Source organism: Arthrobacter sp. fls2-241-R2A-200, from assembly GCF_030209745.1.
Taxonomy (GTDB): domain Bacteria; phylum Actinomycetota; class Actinomycetes; order Actinomycetales; family Micrococcaceae; genus Arthrobacter.
Window position 1 is genome coordinate 88,952 of record NZ_JARVRJ010000003.1, and the last position, 18,776, is coordinate 107,727.

General features: G+C 64.0%; 21 protein-coding genes and 1 riboswitch. Of the genes, 11 read left to right on the forward strand and 10 right to left on the reverse strand.

The annotated features are described in order from the left end of the window. Window position 1: 1 nt before the first annotated feature. Both modA and QRN42_RS03590 read right to left on the reverse strand, forming a co-directional pair. The gene (gene modA, locus QRN42_RS03585; RefSeq protein ID WP_284978119.1) at window positions 2-847 is read right to left on the reverse strand and encodes a molybdate ABC transporter substrate-binding protein; all 846 of its coding nucleotides are present in this window, start codon (window positions 845-847) and stop codon (window positions 2-4) included. Continuing rightward, entirely contained in the window at window positions 844-1,254 is a 411-nt protein-coding gene (locus QRN42_RS03590; RefSeq protein WP_284978120.1) for a TOBE domain-containing protein, read from the reverse strand. The genes modA and QRN42_RS03590 overlap by 4 nt, the downstream gene beginning before the upstream one ends. A gap of 300 nt (window positions 1,255-1,554) precedes the next feature. Here QRN42_RS03590 and QRN42_RS03595 point away from each other — a divergent pair, with 300 nt between their 5' ends. Next, window positions 1,555-2,424, forward strand: coding sequence for a DUF4031 domain-containing protein (locus tag QRN42_RS03595; protein ID WP_284978238.1), 870 nt, complete (start codon window positions 1,555-1,557; stop codon window positions 2,422-2,424). A gap of 16 nt (window positions 2,425-2,440) precedes the next feature. Here QRN42_RS03595 and QRN42_RS03600 read toward each other — a convergent pair whose 3' ends face one another. Continuing rightward, window positions 2,441-2,842, reverse strand: a complete 402-nt coding sequence (locus tag QRN42_RS03600; RefSeq protein WP_284978121.1) for a YccF domain-containing protein — start codon at window positions 2,840-2,842, stop codon at window positions 2,441-2,443. Window positions 2,843-2,899: 57 nt separating this feature from the next. After that, window positions 2,900-3,496: a phosphoribosylanthranilate isomerase gene (locus tag QRN42_RS03605; RefSeq protein ID WP_284978122.1), complete on the reverse strand. Its 597-nt coding sequence runs from the start codon at window positions 3,494-3,496 to the stop codon at window positions 2,900-2,902. 107 nt (window positions 3,497-3,603) lie between these two features. On the opposite strand from QRN42_RS03605, the gene QRN42_RS03610 reads away from it, so the two are divergent. From QRN42_RS03610 to QRN42_RS03630, 5 genes are all read left to right on the forward strand, one after another. Beyond that, window positions 3,604-4,239: a HutD/Ves family protein gene (locus QRN42_RS03610; RefSeq protein WP_284978123.1), complete on the forward strand. Its 636-nt coding sequence runs from the start codon at window positions 3,604-3,606 to the stop codon at window positions 4,237-4,239. Window positions 4,240-4,296: 57 nt separating this feature from the next. Beyond that, a riboswitch (guanidine-III (ykkC-III) riboswitch) is annotated at window positions 4,297-4,362 on the forward strand. A gap of 9 nt (window positions 4,363-4,371) precedes the next feature. Beyond that, window positions 4,372-4,686, forward strand: a complete 315-nt coding sequence (locus QRN42_RS03615) for a DMT family transporter (RefSeq protein WP_284978124.1) — start codon at window positions 4,372-4,374, stop codon at window positions 4,684-4,686. 8 nt (window positions 4,687-4,694) lie between these two features. Beyond that, window positions 4,695-5,072: a DMT family transporter gene (locus QRN42_RS03620; RefSeq protein ID WP_284978125.1), complete on the forward strand. Its 378-nt coding sequence runs from the start codon at window positions 4,695-4,697 to the stop codon at window positions 5,070-5,072. 179 nt (window positions 5,073-5,251) lie between these two features. Then, on the forward strand, window positions 5,252-6,256 hold the full coding sequence (locus QRN42_RS03625) for an aldo/keto reductase (protein ID WP_284978126.1): 1,005 nt from the start codon (window positions 5,252-5,254) through the stop codon (window positions 6,254-6,256). Between the two features lie 4 nt (window positions 6,257-6,260). Further along, window positions 6,261-6,911, forward strand: a complete 651-nt coding sequence (locus QRN42_RS03630; protein WP_284978127.1) for an MBL fold metallo-hydrolase — start codon at window positions 6,261-6,263, stop codon at window positions 6,909-6,911. Window positions 6,912-6,983: 72 nt separating this feature from the next. Here QRN42_RS03630 and QRN42_RS03635 read toward each other — a convergent pair whose 3' ends face one another. Continuing rightward, window positions 6,984-8,705, reverse strand: coding sequence for a DEAD/DEAH box helicase (locus QRN42_RS03635; RefSeq protein ID WP_284978128.1), 1,722 nt, complete (start codon window positions 8,703-8,705; stop codon window positions 6,984-6,986). 495 nt (window positions 8,706-9,200) lie between these two features. Here QRN42_RS03635 and QRN42_RS03640 point away from each other — a divergent pair, with 495 nt between their 5' ends. After that, a complete protein-coding gene (locus QRN42_RS03640) occupies window positions 9,201-9,920 on the forward strand; it encodes an SAM-dependent methyltransferase (protein WP_410550728.1) in 720 nt (239 codons plus the stop codon). Here QRN42_RS03640 and QRN42_RS03645 read toward each other — a convergent pair. Then, window positions 9,917-10,954 carry an Lrp/AsnC family transcriptional regulator gene (locus QRN42_RS03645; protein WP_284978130.1) on the reverse strand — a complete coding sequence of 346 codons (1,038 nt, stop codon included), beginning with the start codon at window positions 10,952-10,954 and terminating at the stop codon, window positions 9,917-9,919. The genes QRN42_RS03640 and QRN42_RS03645 overlap by 4 nt on opposite strands. Before the next feature lie 139 nt (window positions 10,955-11,093). Between QRN42_RS03645 and QRN42_RS03650 the strand changes: the two genes are divergently transcribed. Further along, the gene (locus QRN42_RS03650) at window positions 11,094-12,311 is read left to right on the forward strand and encodes a M20 metallopeptidase family protein (RefSeq protein ID WP_284978131.1); all 1,218 of its coding nucleotides are present in this window, start codon (window positions 11,094-11,096) and stop codon (window positions 12,309-12,311) included. Between the two features lie 33 nt (window positions 12,312-12,344). Continuing rightward, window positions 12,345-13,637: an MFS transporter gene (locus QRN42_RS03655; protein ID WP_284978132.1), complete on the forward strand. Its 1,293-nt coding sequence runs from the start codon at window positions 12,345-12,347 to the stop codon at window positions 13,635-13,637. Between the two features lie 72 nt (window positions 13,638-13,709). Here the strand turns inward: QRN42_RS03655 and QRN42_RS03660 are convergent, their stop codons facing one another. Beyond that, window positions 13,710-14,996, reverse strand: coding sequence for a CynX/NimT family MFS transporter (locus tag QRN42_RS03660; protein ID WP_284978133.1), 1,287 nt, complete (start codon window positions 14,994-14,996; stop codon window positions 13,710-13,712). Window positions 14,997-15,062: 66 nt separating this feature from the next. Between QRN42_RS03660 and trmB the strand changes: the two genes are divergently transcribed. Next, a complete protein-coding gene (gene trmB / locus QRN42_RS03665; RefSeq protein ID WP_284978134.1) occupies window positions 15,063-15,968 on the forward strand; it encodes a tRNA (guanosine(46)-N7)-methyltransferase TrmB in 906 nt (301 codons plus the stop codon). A 33-nt stretch (window positions 15,969-16,001) separates the two neighbouring features. Here trmB and QRN42_RS03670 read toward each other — a convergent pair whose 3' ends face one another. After that, window positions 16,002-16,673, reverse strand: coding sequence for an anti-sigma factor family protein (locus tag QRN42_RS03670; protein ID WP_284978135.1), 672 nt, complete (start codon window positions 16,671-16,673; stop codon window positions 16,002-16,004). Beyond that, window positions 16,670-17,167, reverse strand: coding sequence for a sigma-70 family RNA polymerase sigma factor (locus tag QRN42_RS03675; protein WP_284978136.1), 498 nt, complete (start codon window positions 17,165-17,167; stop codon window positions 16,670-16,672). The genes QRN42_RS03670 and QRN42_RS03675 overlap by 4 nt, the downstream gene beginning before the upstream one ends. Window positions 17,168-17,318: 151 nt before the next feature. Between QRN42_RS03675 and QRN42_RS03680 the strand changes: the two genes are divergently transcribed. Then, on the forward strand, window positions 17,319-17,873 hold the full coding sequence (locus tag QRN42_RS03680; RefSeq protein ID WP_284978137.1) for a COG4315 family predicted lipoprotein: 555 nt from the start codon (window positions 17,319-17,321) through the stop codon (window positions 17,871-17,873). A gap of 57 nt (window positions 17,874-17,930) precedes the next feature. On the opposite strand, the gene QRN42_RS03685 is transcribed toward QRN42_RS03680, so the two are convergent. Continuing rightward, window positions 17,931-18,776: a DMP19 family protein gene (locus QRN42_RS03685; RefSeq protein ID WP_284978138.1), complete on the reverse strand. Its 846-nt coding sequence runs from the start codon at window positions 18,774-18,776 to the stop codon at window positions 17,931-17,933.

Here is an 18,776-nt window from a genome sequence, read left to right on the forward strand (position 1 = left end):
CCTAGGGTGCCCCAAAACCGGCGTCGCTGAGGACCTTTTGGCCGGTTTCGCCGGTTACCAAGGCGATAAACGCCGCCGCCAACGCTTTGTTCTTGCTGTTGCCCACTGCCGCGATGGGATAGGTGTTCACTGCTTTCGATGCCTCGGGAAACGGGATTCCCTGGACCTTGCCCCCGTTGGCCTCGACGTCCGTGACGTACACCAGACCGCCATCGGCTTCTCCGGAGATGACCTTCCCCAAGACATCGGTGACCGACGATTCCTCGCTCACGGGCTTCAGGGTTGTACCCGTTGACTTCTCGACAGCTGCGGCGGCCGAGCCACAGGGAACTTGCGGGGCACAAACGACCACTTTGACCCCTGGCTTTGCCAGATCCGCAAAGGAAGAGATCGACGCCGGATTGCCGGGTGGGACCGCGATCTCCAGGACGTTACTGGCGAAGTTGCGCGGGGCGCCGTCGAGCAGTTTCGCGTCTACTAGCTTGGACATGTTCTTGGTGTCCGCGGAGGCGAACACGTCCGCCGGGGCGCCCTGGATGATCTGAGTTGCCAAGTCCGATGATCCGGCAAAGCTAAGAGTGACCTTGGTGCCGGGGTTTTTCGCTTCGAACTCATGGGCCAAGTGCGTGAACGGTGCCTTGAGGGAGGCCGCGGCGAACACGGTGATGGGTCCGTCCAGCTGGCTGCCGGTGCTCGATGAGGTGCCCGTGCTTGATGAGCTGCCGGTGCTTGATGAGCTGCCGGCGCTTGATGAGATGCCGGCGGGCGCCCCGCATCCCGTGAGGGCGCTGGCCAACCCGCCGGCAACCAACAGAGCCACCAAGTTCCTCTTCAGGTGCGGGATCATATGAGGCTCTTTCCATGCGGTGTCTCGATGATGACAGTGGTCGCCTTGACCACTGCGGTAGCCACGGAGCCGAGTTCCAGGCCGAGCTCGCGGACTGCTTCGCTACTCATCAGTGACACCACACGGAACGGACCGCACTGGAGTTCAACCTGGGCCATGACCTTGTCAGCAGTGATCCCTGTAACGAGCCCGACGAAGCGGTTGCGGGCCGAACTGCCCGTTCGTGCGGGGTCGTCCGGCAGATGCGACTGGTCGCGGGCGAGTGTGGCAAGTTCCAACCCGTCAACCGCGAGGCGGCCCGCCGCGTCCTTTCGCGCCGTCAGCGTCCCATTCTCCGTCCAACGCCTCACGGTGTCGTCACTGACGCCGAGGAAACGGGCGGCCTCAGAAATTCGTATTTGCGGCATGAAATGAGTGTAGTTCCGTAAATGCGGTGATGGGGCAGTTTGGGTTCCGCAAACGCATTGTGACTCACTGCTACCCGGGGGCAGTTCGCCGGCTGACGTGGCAATGAAAGCAATTCGTAATCTTTACCCATGGCCCGCCGGGCGGCATGGACGTACGCTGTTCTACTACCGGGTTTCGACGCTCCTTCCCAGTTGCGGTGCGAGTCACGGGCACTGACGCCCGATTTCCGGGACGGCAAGCAGGCGGTAGACGTCCCGATGGCCAGCAACTGGGAAGGATCGCTTGGGTACACTTTCGCCATGGCCATCTACATCGATCCCCCGTTGTGGCCAGCGCACGGAACGGTGTTCTCACACCTCGTTTCAGACAGATCGCTGGCTGAGCTGCACGCTTTCGCCGCCGCTGCCGGGGTCCCCGAAAGGGCCTTCGACGGCGATCACTACGACGTGCCGCAACGCCGTTACGACGACCTGGTCCTTGCCGGCGCCATTCCGGTGGAAGCGAGGATCCTGGTCCGCAAACTCATCGCCAGTGGTCTGCGGATTCCGGCGCGCGAACGCAGCAAAGCCCTGACCGTCCCCCTGATGGAACGTTGGAACAGCCTCTTCCCGGATCACGAGGAATTAGGCCTTGAGCTGTTGGAGCGGTGGGGTGAGCAGCACCGGAAATACCACAGCCGCACCCATCTCCTGGCGGTCCTGGAGGCTCTGGACACCCTGACCGAGCCGTCCACACCACCCGCGACTGTTGTCCTGGCCGCATGGTTCCACGACGCCGTTTACGAAGGGGTTGCAGGCCAGGACGAGGAGGAATCAGCCCGGCTCGCCGAGGACCGACTCGCGCTTGCGGGCTTGCCCTCGGCGGATGTTGCGGAGGTGGCCAGGCTCGTCCGGCTCACCGCCACGCACGCACCTAAGCCCGGAGACGACGCCGGGGCACTCCTGTGCGACGCCGACCTCTCGGTCCTCGGTGGCGACGAGGACTCGTACGCGCGGTACCTTGCCGCCGTTCGCGAAGACTATGCGCACGTCAGCGACGACGACTTCGCCAACGGGCGTGCCGCCGTCGTACGCCATTTGCTGGCCTTGGACCCCTTGTTTCACGGTCAACGCGCGCACGCGCTGTGGCATAAGGCAGCGGCACGGAACCTGGCAGCCGAGCTCGCCTGAACAGTGAAGCCGCGTCCTAGCGGTAGCTGCTAACGAACGGCTGATTGGTGGGCACGATCTGCTTGCCAAGTGGCATCAGCGAAACCGGGATCAGCTTCAGGTTGGCGATGGCCAAGGGGATTCCGACGATGGTGATGGCCATGGCAAACGCGGTGACCACGTGGCCGACGGCGATCCAGATGCCAGCCACCAGTAGCCAAATGACGTTGCCGAGGAGCGTGAAAACCCCTGTTCCCCCAGGCTTCTCAACCACCATTTGCCCGAAAGGCCAGAGGCAGTAGGCACCGATCCGGAACGAAGCTATGCCCCAAGGGATGGTCACGATGAGCGCGCAGCAGATGATCCCCGCTGCGAAGTAGCCCAAAGCCAACCAGAAGCCACCAAAGACCAGCCAGATGATGTTAAGGAGCGTTTTCATCTCTTCATTCTCCCCCGCAAGTATGACAAAAAGCCCCGGGCCTCCCCTGAGAGCGCGTCAGGCCTTCGCGGCAACAACGAATGCCCGGATCTTGGCCAGGTCTTTGACCCCACGGGAGGACTCAACGCCAGAGGAAACATCCACGCCCCACGCACCCGCGCTCGCTGCCGCGCCGGAGACGTTACCCGGTTCGAGCCCGCCGGCCAGCAACCACTCACGCCCACCGAGACCCTTGGCCTGCACGGACCCGTAGTCCCACGACTCGCCGGACCCGGGCACTGCAGCGTCGATCAGGAACACTTCTTCGCCCAGATCCGCGAACTCGTCCTGGGAGGCACCCATGGTGACGGCCCTGATGAGCCGCATGCCGGCGTCGTGCACCGTTGCGACGTCGTCGGAGGTGCGGTGACCGTGCAGTTGAATCCAGTGGAGACCCGCTGCCTGGGCAACGGAAACAGCATCCGCCGCCGACTCATGGCGGAACACTCCCACGGCCCGGACGGAGGAAGGAACTAAGGGAAGCAAGGCGCGGACCTGCTCCGGACTCACTCGGCGAGCACTCGTGGTGAGGACGAAACCCACGGCGTCCGCACCGGCGTCGACGGCTTCGCGCACGGATTCGGGCGTGCTCAAGCCGCACACTTTGACGAACATCCGCGCCTCCAGGTTTCTGCAACTTTTTTCCACATACGACTTCCACCTACGACGTTAGCAAGCCAAACCGGCAACTTAGAACCGTTGTCCAGCACTAGGCTGGTCGGATGGAGATCATCCGCTTTGCCGACATCCGCCCCGAACCCTGGCGCAACGGGGGCGGGGTGACTCGCGAACTCGCCCGCCACCCTGCAGCAGCATCGGCACAGGGCGGTTCGACACAGGACGGTTCGTGGGATTGGCGCGTCAGCATCGCCGAGGTCTCCACAGCGGGCGAATTCTCCACGTTTCCGGGCATGGAACGCGTCATCACCATCATCGACGGCGAGTTGCTGCTGCTCACGGTAGACGGCTCTGAACATCCACTGGAGAAGTACCGGCCATTCCGCTTCTCCGGCGAAGCGGCTTCTGCTTCCAGCCTTCCCACGGGCGACGTCCGCGACTTGAACGTCATCGCCCGGACCGGCGCCTTCAAGGGCTACACGTCCATTGTGGAGATTTCCAAGAAGCGCGCCCACCCCGTTTTCGAGGGCCAGCTGGCAGTCCTGCTCGAGGGAAAAGCTACGGTCGCGCCGGGCACTCTCGGCGAAAACACGCCCGACGGCGGCCCAGCGCCAACCAGCGCAGGCGAACCTCTGGAACTGTCCCGTTACGACACCGTGGTGGGTTCCGATACGCGCAGCCCCGAGATCTCCGGCAGGGGATTCATTGCGGTGATCTCGATCGATCCCGTTGACGCGTGAGCTGGTGACCTTCGCCACCGGAACTGGCCACCCTTCGCAGGAGTTGCTAGCCTGAAATCAAGGTTCCGCCATGGGACCTCCGGACGACGGTTCAGTACCCGGCACGCGACAAGACTGGCCAAAGGACTTGTCATGCCGTGGTTAATCCTCATTTTTTCCGGAGCGCTTGAGGCCGTCTGGGCCGCAGCCCTGCATCGCTCCAAAGGCTTCCGCCGCCCTCTGCCTTCAGCCGTTTTCCTGGTAGCCGTCGTTGCCAGCACGGGCGGACTCGCCATCGCCATGCAGAGCATCCCCACCGGCACGGCCTACGCAGTGTGGGTTGGCGTTGGCGTTGTGCTGACGGCAACGTACGCGATGGTCACCAAGGTTGAACGGGCGACGACGGCCCGGCTGCTGCTGCTCGCCGGCATTGGCGCGTGTGTGGTGGGCCTGAAGGTGGTGGCGTAGCAATGGTTATGGCGACGAAGACCACCAAGACGACAAAGAGCACCGCCTTTTGGATCATCCTCCTGGCATCGGCCATCCTCGAAGCCGTATGGGCCACAGCTTTGGGCCTCTCCAACGGCTTCACGCAACTCATCCCCACCCTCGTGTTCGCCGCCGCCGCCAGCTTGAGCATGCTCGGACTGGGCATCGCCGTGAAGCGCATTCCCCTCGGCACGGCCTACGCCGTATGGGTGGGCATCGGTGCGGCTCTCACCGTTGGCTGGGCAATGATCACAGGCGTCGAGGCCGCTAGCCCTCTGAAACTGCTGTTCATCGCGGGCATCGTAGGCTGTGCTGCCGGTTTGAAGGCCCTGCCCACCGGGAAGCCTGCCCCGGACAGCGAGTAGCCACCATTTCGTAGCACCCCGTTTCGATGGCTCGCTGCGCACCAGGCCGTTCGCGCGGCACATCTCGCAGCAAAGCCCCGAATCGGTCGCAACTCCCTAGTCCTGGCCCTCGCCGGAATACCCGCCGCGTCCGTGGAGTTCACCCCTCAAGAGCACCCAAACGCGCATTGGAGAAGTTCATGACTGCAGTTCAACTCGGCGACGGCCTCACAGTCAGCCCCCTCGGTTTCGGCGGAATGGCCCTGACCCCGGTGTATGGCGGAATCGACCCCGAAGGCGGCCTCACCACATTGAGGCACGCAGTGGACGCCGGAATCACGTTCATCGACACCGCAGATATCTATGGGGCGGGCAGCAACGAGGAACTCGTGGGCAGGCTCCTCAAAGGGCGCCGCGACGAGATCCAAGTGGCCACGAAATTCGGAATTGAGGGCAACCCCGCGGACGGATACACGGGAGTCCGCGGGGATGCACCCTATGTCAGGCAGGCAGCGGAAGCGAGCCTCCGCCGTCTGGACACTGACGTTATTGACCTCTACTACATGCACCGCCGCGACCTCCGCGTTCCGATAGTGGAAACCGTGGAGGCCATGGCGGAGCTGGTCCGTGAGGGCAAGGTCCGGCACCTCGGGCTGTCTGAAGTGACAGCCGAGGAGCTCAGGCAGGCCAACGCCGTCCATCCCATTGCCGCAGTCCAGAGCGAATGGTCCATCTGGAGCAGGGATGTGGAGCGCAACGTTGTGCCTGCAGCCAAGGAACTTGGCGTCGGGTTCGTGCCGTACTCGCCGCTTGGCCGCGGGTTCCTCACGGGAACCATCAGCGCGAGCGACCTCGGCGAGAATGACTTCCGCCATAGGGTCCCCCGCTTTGGCGATGAGGCACTTGATGCGAACCAGGCCGTGGTGGCCGCGGTTCGCGAGGTAGCCAGCGGGCTGGATGCAACTCCTGCCCAGGTAGCCCTGGCTTGGCTGTTTACCCAAGGTCAGCGCCTCGGGATTCCTGTGGTTCCGATCCCCGGCACGCGCAAAACGGACCGCATCGACGAGAACTTGGGGGCACTGTCCCTGCAACTGGGGGCAGCGCACCTTGAGGTACTCGACAAAGCCGCGGCCGCCGTCGTGGGTTCACGGTCCGCTGACCCCACCTGGGTGTCGGAAGGCCGGGAAACGGGCAACGTAGGCTGAACGAATGGACTCGCTCATTCACTCACTCCGTGACGTCACCATCCGCAGCATCTCTGTCAGCGAGATGAACAACAACGTGTATGTGGTGACCTCGAAGTCCACCGGTACGCAGGTGTTGATCGACGCCGCCGATGACCTTCCAGCCATTCAGCAACTGCTCAATGATGCCGCTGCCGATACGCCCGCGACGCCGAAGCTGGCCAGGATCGCCACCACCCACCAGCACTGGGACCACGTCCGAGCCCTTGGCGAGCTGGTTGCGGCAACGGGTGCCACCACTTCAGCGGGAGCGGACGACGCCGATGCGTTGCCGGTTCCGGTGGATGTCCGGCTTGGCCACGGCGACGTTGAGCGGTTCGACGGGTTCGAGCTCTTGGCGGTCCACCTGGGTGGACACACCCCGGGCTCGATCGCTTTCGTGTACCAAGACCCGGACGGGCCGGCCCACATTTTCAGTGGCGACTCGTTGTTTCCGGGCGGCGTCGGCAACACACAGAACGATCCTGCACGCTTCACTTCTCTGTTGAACGACGTGTCGGAGCGGCTGTTCGACGCTTACCCGGACGAAACCTTGGTGCACCCGGGCCATGGATTGCCCACGACCCTCGGAGACGAGCGGCCGCACTTGGAAGAGTGGCGCGCCCGAGGCTGGTAACCCGTTGTGGGGCCCGTTCTGCAGGGTAATCCTCAGGAAAACCCTGCAGAGCAGGCCTCACAACGCTAGTACTTAGCGGCTGCGACGCTCGTTCGAGGCGGGAGCCGATGCACGACGCGGGCCGCTACGTGCCGGACGACCTGCGCCCGAGCCACCGCGACTCGAGTTGCCCGAACCCGAACCAAAGGATCCGCCGGACGTGGCACCCGTAGCGGAAGACCATACGGCCTTGTTTCCGCCAGTTCGCGTGCTCGTGGTCGATGCCGTGCGCGGAGCCGAAGCTGAACGCTGGCCCGTAGCCGGACGACCACTGCGGGCACCCTGACCCTGCGCGCCGGGAACGTCATTGCGGTGGGTTGCAGCCGACTTGCCGCGGCCACGCGGACTGCGGGCGACGTCGTCGTTCATTGCTGCGCGACGCTCGGCGCGGTTGACGTCAGTGCGAACCGGCTCAGCAGCGACCTTGCCACGTCCGCCGCGGCCACCACGGCCACCGGCAGTGGGTGCAGCCTGGCCACCGGTGCGGCGGGTGCGCTTGCGCTGGGCGTTGGCGCCAGTGGATGTGCCGCCACCTTGCGGGGCTTTCGCTGCAAGGAGTGCTGCACGGGTGCGGGGATCAACCTTGTCCGCGATGTCACCAACGAGCTCGGCGATCAACGGGGAGTTGGCGGTCACGCGCTCAAAGGAAACGTCAACGCCGGCAGCCTTCATGAGCTTCTTGACGTCGCTCTGCTGCTCCGGAAGAGTCAACGTGACCACGGTGCCGTCGGAACCTGCGCGGGCCGTGCGGCCGGAGCGGTGCAGGTATGCCTTGTGCTCTGTGGGCGGGTCAACGTGGATGACGAGTTCGACGTCGTCAACGTGCACGCCGCGGGCTGCGACGTCGGTAGCCACCAGGACGCGGACGTCGCCGTTGGAGAACTCGGCAAGGTTGCGGTCGCGGGCGTTCTGCGACAGGTTGCCGTGAAGGTCGACGGCGGGGATGCCGGCGTCCGTGAGGGTCTTGGCAAGCTTGCGGGCGTGGTGCTTGGTCCGCATGAAGAGAACACGGCGGCCGGCGCCGGACGCGAGTTCGACGATGACCTGCTTCTTCACGGTCTGGTCGTTGATCACCAGGACGTGGTGTTCCATGGTGGTCACGGCGGCTTGGGGATCGTCCACCGAGTGCGTCAGCGGGTTGGACAGGTAACGGTTGACCAGCTTGTCAACACCGTTATCCAACGTCGCGGAGAAGAGCATGCGCTGACCCTGGGTGGGGGTCATGTCCATGAGCTTCTTGACTACCGGGAGGAAGCCGAGGTCTGCCATGTGGTCGGCCTCGTCCAGCACGGTGATCTCAACAGCCTCGAGGGTCAGGATGCGCTGGCGGATCAGGTCTTCGAGGCGACCCGGGCAGGCGATGACGATGTCGACGCCGGCGCGAAGCGCCTTTTCCTGGCGGGCCTGGGAGATGCCGCCATAGATGACCGTGGTGTTCAGGCCCATGGCCTTGGCCAACGGCTCGATGGTGGCGTTGATCTGGGTTGCCAGTTCACGCGTCGGTGCAAGGACAAGGCCCATGGGGCGTCCCGGCTTGCGGAAGTGCTTTGCTTCGCGCTCGGCCAAGCGGGCCACGAGCGGGATAGCGAAAGCAATGGTCTTGCCGGAGCCGGTGCGGCCTCGGCCCAGGACGTCGCGGCCTGCGAGCGTATCCGGAAGGGTCTTCACCTGGATGGGGAATGCCTCTTCGATGCCGTCTGCAGCGAGGGATTCAGCAATGGGCTTGGGTGTGCCAAGGGCAGCAAAAGTAGTCATGTACTAATGTCTTTCGGGCGGTGTCCACATGCGGACATCGGCCCCCGACGCCGGTTGGGCCAGGGGTTCGCCGAGGAAAATTCAGGTGGTCTACCGGTTCGCTTCAGCAGCGGGGGCCGGGACCAAATGGAACGCGTTCATCGACGCAGGATGTGCCTCTCACATGAAAAATGCCCCGCCGCGCAGCCTATTAGGCCACCTGCTTCAGGGCGTCACCGCACATCAAGTAAGTCCAGTCTAGCAGTACCGGGTGCCTGACCCCGCATCGCCGTCGCTGCCCTCCCGTTGCGGGGCCCGCTCTACAGGGTTCCGGGCGCACCAAGCGTGCAGAGTAGGCCCCACAACAGACCCACCCCCGTTGCGGGGCCCGCTCTACAGGGTTCCGGGCGCACCAAGCGTGCAGAGTAGGCCCCACAACGAGTCGGGGGTGGAGGAACCTGCCAAATATGGCTATAGGCGTTGCCCTTCATCCGGGACTCACGGCAGTCTTGGTTCATGACTGAACACACGCACGACGACGGCGATACTTACGTCGGCGGTCTCCGTCCGGGAGGACTCAATCTCCACGAGGACGCAGAGAACGCCGTGGACATGTGGGATGGGATGTACCGGGAACGCCCGAAAGTATGGAGCGGAAACCCGAACCCGCAACTGGTGGCCGAGGCGCGTGACCTGAAGCCGGGCAGGGCACTCGATCTGGGCTGCGGCGAAGGTGCGGACGCCCTCTGGCTCGCCGAGCAAGGTTGGACCGTGACCGCGCTGGACGTGTCCGCCGTCGCGCTTGAACGGGGGGCCGCGCATGCAGCGGAAGCGGGCCATGCTGAACGGATCACCTGGCAGCAACAGGATCTAACCGAGTGGGTGCCCGAGCCTGTCTTTGATTTGGTCTCGGCACAGTTCCTGCACTCGCCCTTGTTGTCTTGGCGCGATTCTCTGGCCTCGGCCGCAGCAGCCGTGGCTCCGGGCGGGACGCTGCTGGTGGTGGGGCACCACCCGCACGGGTTGCCGCCGTGGAGCAGCCACCATCATGACACCGCGGCATTCTTTACGCCGGAGCAGCTGGCGGAAGAACTGCGGCCGGAGGGCGGGCTGCGGCTGCACGAAGGGCCGTGGCGCGTGGACGTCCTGACCAGTCGGGAGCGCACAATGATCGGTCCCGGAGGCGAACCGGCCACCATCCTGGACACGGTCCTGAAGGCCACCAAACGCTGCTAGACGCCGGCGGGCAGCAACTCTCCGTAGGGAGGGACAACCTTTCCCGTTGCGGTCGAGTCGGGATTCAGCATCCAGCCGACGCGTTTGGCGGTGTTCAGCATGACCACGCTCTCCACGAGTTGGATGCCGGGGATACGCTGCTGAACGGCCAGCTCCATATCCATGACTTCGGCCAATGAACGCAGCCACATGATCATGGTGAAGTTGGTGCGGCCGGTGGTGGACGCTGAGAACCGCACGTTGCGAACGGCACGCAGCTCGGTGGCTGCTGCCTCGTGCTGGCCTGCAGGAACGTTGGCGAACCACTGCACCGTGACGGGGAAACCGGAGAATTGCTGGGCGATTTCGCAACGGAAGGACAGCATTCGGCTGGCCAGCACCCTCCCAAGTTGGCGTTGAACCGTGGCCGGATTCCTGCCGAGGGCACGCGCTATCTCTGCAGCGGTGACGCGGCCGTCCCGGGCCAGGAAGGGAATGAGCGCGAGGTGGCTCTCGGGCAGCGGGACCACGGTGGCGTCGGGGGCGGAGGGGTTGGCCGACTCGGGACCGGCGAGTGCTCGGAGCGCCTGCTGCTCGGCGCGGGTGAGGACGTTGAGACGCCAAGCGTAGCCGCTGGTGTGGATTCGGGTGCAGAGGGCCGTGTGATATTTGGTGAGTCCCTTGATCGCTTTGAGCCGTGGCAACAAGCTTGTGCTGAGCTGGTCCAGGTCCTGGGTGATGACCGTCAGGGTGAGGTCCCTGTTGCTGGCCGCCTCTTCCACCGTAATGACTTCGGGCAGTTGGGCCACCGCTGCGGTGACCTCCGGCCTGAGGTGCATTTCGCAATCGATGTCCACCATGGCCAGACACATGTCCTTGGGATCTCCCATGAGGTGGGCCGTGGTCCAGGCGGCACCAGAGGAGCGCAATCGGTCCCATCGCGAGGCCAGCGTGGTGGCGTGGACACCCAGGACTTCGCCGGCGTCGGACCAACTGATGCGGGGCGAAATTTGTAAGGCGTTGACCAAACGCAAATCTTCTTCGCTGAGCTCCATCCCTCCATTCTCGCAGGGCGGTGCACGAATCGGGCCACTCAAGAGCAAAAGTGCGTATTTCCAGATGTTTCAGGAATTGTGAAGCAGGTCACCACAGAATGGCATGAGGAACCAAATAGCCAGAGACCAGGAGCACTGCATGTCCATCGCCACCGATGCCAAGGAACTCACGGACGACATCGTCCGTTTCCGCCACGAACTCCACCGCGAACCCGAGATCGGCCTGCAACTGCCCCGCACGCAAGAGAAGGTCCTCAAGGCACTGGACGGACTCCCGTTCGAGATCACCTTGGGCCAGGAGACGACGTCGGTAACAGCAGTGCTGCGCGGTGGCGCGGCGCATTCCTCAGCCGAGAAGCCGGTGGTGTTGCTGCGGGCGGACATGGACGGGCTCCCCGTGCAGGAAAGCACCGGCGTGGACTACACGTCCCGCGTGGACGGTGCCATGCACGCCTGTGGCCACGACCTCCACACCTCCATGCTCGCCGGGGCTGCAACGCTACTCGCCGAACGTCGTGATCAGCTGGCCGGCGACGTCGTTCTCATGTTCCAGCCCGGGGAAGAGGGTTACGACGGCGCCAGCTACATGATCAAGGAAGGCGTCCTGGACGCAGCAGGCAAACGGGCGGACACAGCCTATGGAATGCATGTCTTCTCCTCCATGGAACGGCATGGGCAGTTCGTGACCAAGCCGGGCGTCATGCTCAGCTCCTCCGACGGACTGGTAGTCACGGTGCTGGGCGCCGGCGGCCACGGCTCGGCTCCCCATTCAGCCAAAGACCCGGTGACAGCCGCGGCGGAGATGGTGACCGCCTTGCAAGTCATGGTGACCCGTCAGTTCAACATGTTCGATCCGGTCGTCCTCACCGTTGGCGTGCTGCACGCGGGCACCAAGCGGAACGTCATCCCCGAAACCGCCCGGATCGAAGCCACCATCCGCACCTTCTCAGAGGCGTCCCGGCAGAAGATGATGGACGTAGTACCACGGCTGCTCGAAGGGATCGCCGCAGCCCACGGCTTGGAGGTGGATGTGGATTACCAGGAAGAGTATCCGCTCACCATCAACAGCGAAGATGAGACCGCCACGGCAGCGAAAGTGATCGAGGGGCTGTTCGGGGAATCCCGGCACACCCGGATGGCCACGCCACTTAGCGGCTCCGAGGACTTCTCCCGCGTCCTGGCAGAAGTTCCCGGAACATTCGTGGGCCTGAGCGCCGTCCCCCCGGGCGCCGACCACGCGACGTCGCCCTTCAACCACTCGCCGTACGCAACGTTCGACGACGGCGTCCTCACCGACGGTGCGGCGCTCTATGCCGAACTCGCCGTGTCCCGCATCGCCGCCCTCGCCGGCAACTAACATCCCCAGCCCCCGCTTACTTTGGAGAAGCACATGACCGCCACCGTAGGAACGTCCCCCGACGTCAAGGTCCACAAGTCGCATCTGCGCACGCTCGTCGGAACAGGGATCGGCAATGCCGTGGAATGGTACGACTGGGCGATCTACGCCACGTTCTCGCCGTTCATCGCCAGCGCCCTGTTCAGCCAGACCGACCCCACGTCCGCCGTGCTGTCCACCTTGGCGATTTTCGCCGTCGGATTCGTAGCCAGGCCCTTCGGCGGGTTCGTCTTCGGGTGGATCGGAGACCGGGTTGGCCGCAAGACGTCGATGACCATCGCCGTCGCCATCGGCGCCGTGGGCAGCCTGCTGATCGGCATAGCGCCGACATTCCAAACGGTGGGTGCGTTCGCCTCGGTGATGCTGCTGATCGCACGGCTCATCCAGGGCCTGGCTCACGGTGGTGAGTTGCCGTCGTCGCAAACGTACCTTTCGGAGATGGCACCCAAGGAGCGCCGCGGTTTTTGGGCCACGCTGATCTACACGTCCGGCACTGCGGGCATCCTCGCGGGTACTCTGCTCGGTGCCATACTCACCGGTGTGCTCAGCAAGAGCGACATGAACGCCTGGGGTTGGCGTGTGCCGTTCCTGATCGGCGGGGCGCTGGGCGTTTACGCGTTATTCATGCGGGCCAAGATGAGGGAAACCCACGCATTCGAAGCTGAGGCTCCCAAGGAGAAGCGGCTGCCGATGTGGCCGCAGATCGTTAAGTACCGCAAGCAGGCGCTGCAAGTGGTCGGTCTGACTGTGGGACTCACCGTTGTCTACTACATCTGGGGAGTCGTGGCACCGAGCTACGCGGCGTCGTCGTTGAAGATGGACCGCGGTGCAGCGCTCTGGGCGGGCGTCATCGGAAACGTGGTGTTCATTGCCGCCTTGCCGTTCTGGGGGAAGCTGTCCGACCGCATCGGCCGCAAGCCCGTGATCATTGCTTCCTCTGCAGGTGCGGCATTGCTGCACTTCCCCATGACCTGGCTGTTGAAGGATTCGCCGTGGCAGTTGGCCGTGTCCATGTCCGTGATGCTGTTCTTCATCGCAGGCAGCGCCGCGATCGTTCCGGCCGTCTACGCCGAGCTGTTCCCCACCCACATCCGCACCATCGGCGTCGGTGTCCCGTATTCCATCTGTGTCGCCGTGTTCGGCGGTACGGCACCGTACTTGCAGACCTGGCTGGGCAGCGTCGGGCAGGGCTACCTGTTCAACGTCTACGCCGTGATCCTGCTGCTGGTGGGTATCGGGTTTGCCTTCTCCATTGCCGAAACCAAGGGCAAGGACCTCACTCTGTAAGTTCTTCCTCGTTGCCAGGCCCGCTCTGCACCCTATTTTGGAGTTTTAGGGTGCAGAGTGGGCCTCACAACGTTAAACGAAGCGATCCCGGCCTGCGCGGTAGCCGAAGACCGCACCGAGTGATCCGACCACCAGGAACAGGATCCCGGCAGCCGCAAACCCGCCCGTTGCTTGGTGCAACTGCCCCACCATCAAGGTCCCCACCGAGCCCACTCCGTACCCGACCCCCTGCATCATCCCGGACAAGTGCGCGGCTGTGTGGGCGTCGCGGGTACGGACCATGATCATGGTGAGGGCGACGGCGGTCAGCGACCCCTGCCCCAACCCATTGAGCCCCGTCCAGACCCAGATGAACTCCGGGGGGCCAAAGATACTGAGGGCAAAACCGCCACCGGTCATCAACGCCACCACGGCATTGATCACCCGCTGGTCCTTGAGCCTGGCAGCCAGGGCCGGGGCGAACAACGAGCCCAGCATCTGCAGCACGATGGACACTGAGACCATCAACCCGGCCGTTCCGCCATCCACCCCACGGTCCCGGAGAATCGGTGCGAGCCAAGCGAAAACGCTGAAAGACATCATCGCCTGGAGGACCATGAAGATGGTCACCTGCCACGCCACGGCCGAACGCCACACGTTAACGCCACCGCCTACAGCCTGATGCCGGACGGGATGCTGGCGGACCGCCAGGGGCAGGAACAGCAAAAGCACGACGCCGGCAGGCAGCGCCCAGAACCACAGCGCCGAGGTCCAGTGGCCGGTTACCGTGAAGATCGGGTACGTGAAGCCCGCACCGAGGGCAGCCGAGGCACAAATCGCGGTGGTGTACAGCCCGCCCATCAAGCCGAGCCGCTGCGGGAAGTCCCGCTTGACCACGCCCGGAAGCAACACGTTGCACAACGCGATGGCCGCCCCGCACGCGGCGGTCCCAAGGAGGAGGGCCGGCAAGTGACCCACCCCGGGGAGGTCCAGGGGCCTAACGAGCAACCCGACTGTGAGCACCGCCATGGCTCCCAAAAGCACACGTTCCGCACCGAACCTGCGGGCAAGGACGGGCGCAAGAGGCGCGAAGACCCCGAGCAACGTGACCGGCACCGTGGTGAGCACCACCAGCGACCAGCCCGGCAGGCCGGCGTCGGACATTATCTCCGGAAGCACGGCCGAGAAACTCGAGAAGACCGTCCGGAGGTTTAACCCGATCAGGACAAGGCAAATACCGAGGTATACCAAGCCCCGTTTACCGTTGAGCCGGGTAGGGTCCGCCGCTGGTTCTTCATCGATCTCGGCATCCACGGCGATCTCGGGCCGGATGGATTTCCCGGGGTGCGCAGGGTTCTTCGAGGAAGTCACGCCTCCCATTGTGTCAGCGTGCCCCCTTCCACCCCGTTCCACGTCGGGCACCCGAAGCCAAGTATTCTGGAATGGATGAGTGAAACCCCAGATTCCCCGCGCCCCATCACGCCCGGCAGCCAAGCTTCCTTCGGTACGTACGGTGGCCGGCCTGTCAGCTTTGTGCGTCGAGGCACCCGTTTGCAGGGTCGCAGGCAAGCTGCGTGGGAGGAGCACGCTGAGCGCTGGGCCATCCAGGTCCCCCGGCACGTGGCCAACACCTCGGTGCACCCGGATTACACGTTCGACGCCGAGGCAGTGTTTGGGCGGAAGGCTCCCCTGATCGTGGAGATCGGATCAGGACTGGGTGACGCCGTTGTCCACGCCGCCGAACAGAACCCGGATAAGGACTTCCTCGCCGTGGAGGTCTACACCCCAGGGCTGGCCAACACCATCATCAAGATCAACAGCCGCGGGCTGACCAATGTGCGCGTGGTGGAAGCAAATGCGCCCGAGGTCCTTGAGTCCATGCTCCCGGCAGGCTCAGTCAGTGAACTGTGGGTGTTCTTCCCGGATCCGTGGCACAAGGCCCGCCACCACAAGCGTCGTCTCATCCAGCCTGCCTTCGCAGCCGTTGCTGCCAAGGCCCTCGAAAAGGGCGGGTATTGGCGTATCGCCACCGACTGGTCCAACTACGCGGTCCACGTTCGCGAGGTCCTCGCCGGGTCGCCGGACTTCGAAAACATGCACGACGGCGAGCGCAGCGGCGAGGACAGCCCGCTGACCCAAGTGTGGCAGTCCGGCGTCGAATCCGTGGTGGGTGGGGCGCCCGTCCGCGAGGGCCGGGCTCCTGTCAGCACCGAGCACACCGGGCCGAACGAAGGCGTGGACGAGGAAGGCGGCTGGGCTCCGCGCTTCGAGGGCCGCGTCCGGACCAGCTTTGAGAACAAAGCGCACGAGGCTGGCCGCATGATTTTCGACCTGACCTACCGCAGGATCTAGCCCGGCTTCCCGACTTAAGGCACCGAGATCGACTTAGGGCACCGAGATCGACGCCACGGTCTTCTGCGCCTCATCCCGGAGTTCCACGCCAGCAATCCCCGCCAGCTGGACCGGCGTCGCGCCCGTTACCTTGATCCGACCACTCGGCGTGGCAGTCCAGCCGCAGGTAAGCTCCTCGGCGCCGTCACGGCCCTTCACCCAGAGATACAGCGTTCCGGCCAAGGGCATGCTTTTGCCGTCGACGTCGAGTTCCGTGCCCCAGGTCTTCTTCACCATGCCGACCGTGAGTTGCAGACCGTTGTCTGCCTGCACCGAGTAGCTTGCGTCGGGCTTCGGTGGTTGGTTCAGCAACGGGCCGCCGAGGACGCCCGCTGCCAAGCAGGCCGCGGCGACCGCACCCACCAAAGCGGACCACCGGCGTCGTGACTTTTTCCTTTGCGCAGAGAGGTCCACGAGGATGGCCTCCGGGACCGTTTCGGCTTCCACGAGGGAAAGCGGCGCGCTGGCGTGGCCGCTGGACGTGAGGGCGATGGCGTCCGCGGCGGGCAAGGCGTCGAGCAACGCAGGCAGGCTTTCGAGGCCTTCCAACTCACCGCGGCATTCGGCGCAACCGGCGAGATGGTCTGTGAACGCCCGCTCTTCTACGGGGTCCAGGCCGCCCAGCAGGTAGGCTCCCAGCAATTGGTGGACAGAGTCAACGCTCACCGTTCCACCCCCATTTCGTCAAGGATCGTTCGGAGGGCCTTCACTGCATAGAAGGCCCGGGATTTCACCGTGCCGCTGGGGATGTTCAGCTGTAATGCTGCCTCGGCGACGGTGTACCGCTGATAGTGGAGGGCCACCAGGACCTCCCTGTGTTCGTGGCTGAGCCGCAGCAGGGCCTCCTCCATGAGCACACGGTTCAGGAGTTCGTCCACGCGCTCGGTAGCGGCGTGGTCCGGGAGGTCATGTTCCCCGGTTTCGTGCGGCCGCCTCTGGGATTTGCGGTAGTTGTCGATGATGACGTTGCGGGCCGTCCGGAAGAGGTAGCTGCGCAGGCTGCCCGTGATTTGTGGGGCGTGTTGCCACACTTTGAGGATGGTTTCCTGAACGACGTCGTCCGCCATGTGCGTGTCCCAGGTACAGCTGAGCACGAAGCGTTTCAGCGCTGTCCCGTGATCTCTGTAGATCGCCGCAACCACGTCTTCGTCTAAGGCCATACCCACCTCCGCTGCGATCCCTTCCACCGCTCTTGCCTATAAGACGCACCCGGTCAGGAAAAGGTTCACCACCCGTGAACCATTCTTCCCCCCTTGGCGTCATAGGGGGTAGCGCCAGCCCATCCCGGCCGGCTCGTCAAAGGAGCAAGAGATGAAAAAGCAACTCAGCCTCGGGTTCAGTGCACTTGTCCTCGCCGCTGCCCTCGCCGGATGCGGAAGCAGTTCCGGGACCAGCGCCGGCTCCTCCGCAGCACCACCGGCGTCGTCGAGTTCGGGTTCCAGTTCCAGTTCCAGTTCCAGTTCCAGCTCCGGTTCCTCAGCAGCGTCCAGCTCCGCGGCCGAACTGAAAGTTGCCTCCTCAAGTGCCGGGCAAATTCTGGTGGACAGCAAAGGCATGAGCCTGTACTTCTTCACCAAGGACGTCAAGGACTCGGGTAAGAGCGCCTGCACCGGAGCCTGCTTGGCCCTCTGGCCGGTATTGACGACGACGTCGGCCACCCCTGCCGTTGACGGGGTCACGGGAACCGTGGGCACCATCGCAACTCCGGACGGCAAGAAGCAAGTGACCCTCAACGGGATGCCCCTGTACTACTACTCCAAGGACAAGGCACCTGGCGATGTCCTCGGACAAGGAGTCGGCAACGTCTGGTACCTGGTGAGCCCGAGCGGCGAGATGGTCAAGGGTTCGGCGAACTCCGGGTACTGACCGGCAACGCCTATGGCGCCGGAGAACGCGGCGCCATAGGCGTTTACCGGGGAAGCACTACGCGTCAGCGAACTCGGACTCTTCGAACTCAACGGCGGCGATGATCTCCTTGGTCTCCGGGTGGATCATGAAGGCTTCCTCGTCCTCTTCCACCATGATGTAGTCGCCGTGGTCGGTGGAGAAATGCCAGGCGAGGGTGGTCACGCCGTCGTGGTCGTAGTTCGGGTCACCCATGGTGATCTTTTCCAAGGCGTAGCCAGCCACATCGCACAGTTCACGGATGATCACCTCGAACTCGGGGGCGCTGGCGAGGGCTTCCTCGTCCGCTTCGGCTTGGCGCTCGGCGAGGTCCGGTATCTGTGCAACCCGTTCGGCGATGTGCGCTTCGATCTCTTCGTCAGTAAGAACCAGAAGCTCGGACTGGCCACGAAGGTAGGCGGCGTTGAGGTCGATGATGTCCTCTTCCTCCAACAGGCCTTCGAACTCACCGTCCAGCTCATCAAGCAGCACGACGCCGGCAACCGGCGTCTCCGACTCGTCCAGTTCGCCGTCTAGATAGGCCTCAGCTTCGTCCTCGCTCAGCGCGTCGAAGGCGGCGGCAGTCCGGTTGAACAGGTCCAAGTGCCGCGTTGCGCCCATGCCTTCCAAACCGGTCCTTACGAAAGCATCTACTTCTTCCCGTTCGGGTGCGGTGAAGACGTACTGCGCGAACCCACCGGACAGGGCCTGCGTTAAGTAGAAGTCCACGAAGTAGCTGTTCAGCGCCGCTGGAGCGATTTCGTCACTGTTGAGGAGTTCCTGGTACATCCCGTTCACCACGGTGACGTTGGAGTCCACAACCTCCGCGTTGCCGGCTTCAAGGCTGGCCTTGCTCAGGACGACGGGGTACTGGTTGGTAGTCAT